Genomic DNA, 1,703 nt, shown 5'->3' with positions numbered 1-1,703 from the left:
CCGGGGTCAGCGCGGTGACAACGCCGTCCTCGAGCAGCCCGGCGGCGTGCACCACCGCGGTGAGCGGCGCGTCGACCGGGACGCCCGCCAGCAGCGCGGCGAGCGCGGACCGGTCCGCGACGTCGACCGCGGCGATCGTGACGTCGGCGCCGGCGGCCGCCAGTTCGGCACGCAGCGCGGCCGCGCCGTCGGCGGCCTCGCCCCGCCGGCTGACCAGCAGCAGCCGGCGGGCGCCGTGCGCGGCGACGAGGTGGCGCGCGGCCAGGGCGCCCAGCCCGCCGGTGCCGCCGGTGACCAGCACGGTCCCGGCGGGGTCGAGCGGGGCCGGCACAGTAAGAACGATCTTGCCGATGTGCCGCCCGGCGCCCAGGTGCCGCAGCGCGTCCGGCGCCCGTCGCACGTCCCAGACGGTCGCGGGCAGCGGGGCCAGCACGCCCCGGGCGAACAGCTCGGCCAGCTCGGCCAGCATCGCGGCGATGTCGTCCGGGTCCACGAGGGTGAGGTCGAACGCCTGGTAGCTGACGCCGGGATGGTCAGCGGCGACCACGGCCGGGTCGCGGACGTCGGTCTTGCCCATCTCGACGAACCGGCCGCCCTCGGCGAGCAGCCCGAGCGAGGCGTCGACGTAGTCGCCGGCCAGCGCGTTGAGGACGACGGAGATCCCGTCCGGCGCCGCGCGGCGGAAGGCCTCGGCGAATCCGAGGTCGCGGGAGGAGGCGACGCGGTCCGCGCCGATCCCGCGCTCCCGCAGGAAGGCCCATTTGCCCGGGCTGGCCGTCGCGAACACCTCGGCGCCGAGATGGCGGGCGAGCGCGGTCGCGGCGAGGCCGACGCCGCCCGCCGCCGCGTGCACGAGCAGGCTCTCGCCCGGCTGGATGCGGGCCAGCTCGACCAGGGCGTGGTAGGCGGTGAGGTAGACGACCGGGGCGGTCGCGGCCTCGACGAAGCTCCAGCCGTCCGGGATCGGGATCAGCCGGCGGTGGTCGGCCACCGCGAGCGGCCCGAACGCCCCGGAGAACATGCCCATCACCCGGTCGCCGACGGTGACGGTGGTGACGGCGGAGCCGACCTCGACGACCACGCCGGCGCCCTCCAGCCCCAGCGGCCCGGCGTCGCCGGGGTAGAGGCCGAGGACGTTGAGGGCGTCGCGGAAGTTCGCGCCGGCCGCCCGGACCGCTACCCGGACCGCCCCGGCGGCGAGCGGGGCGGCCGCCGCCGGTGCGTCGAGCAGCGCGAGCGCGGCCAGGGATCCCCGCGGTCCGGCCAGGTCGAGCCGCCACGGCCCGGTCCCGCCCGGTGGGGCCAGCGGGGGGCGGCTCGCCGTCGGGGTCAGGCGGGGCACCCAGACCGCGCCGGCCCGCAGGGCCAGCCGGGGCTCGCCGGTGGCCAGCGCGGCCGGCAGCGACCGCCAGGACGCGTCTGTCCCGTCCACGTCGACGAGCACGAACCGGCCAGGGTTCTCGGTCGCGGCGGAGGCGAGCAGGCCCCAGACGGCCGCCGCCGGCACCTCGACCGGTCCGGCGTCGATGGTGACCGCGCCGGTCGTGACGACCACCAGCCGGGCGGCGGCGAGCCGCTCGTCGGCCAGCCAGTCCTGGACCAGCCGCAGCGCGGCGTGGGTGGCCGCCCGGGTCGCCGCGGGCACCGGGCCCGGCCCGCGCCCGCACCACGCGAGCAGGACCGGCCCCGGGTCGTCGGCGAAC

General features: G+C 79.0%; 1 protein-coding gene. It reads right to left on the bottom strand.

The genetic code is table 11. The features are described from left to right. Positions 1-1,703: SDR family NAD(P)-dependent oxidoreductase (locus BCD48_RS15435; RefSeq protein WP_116271526.1), on the bottom strand; the 1,703-nt coding region annotated here is incomplete at both ends.

Source organism: Pseudofrankia coriaricola (genome assembly GCF_001854805.1).
GTDB lineage: Bacteria > Actinomycetota > Actinomycetes > Frankiales > Frankiaceae > Pseudofrankia.
The sequence above is the reverse complement of the archived record's forward strand: the minus strand, read 5'-3'. Positions and strand labels throughout refer to the sequence as shown.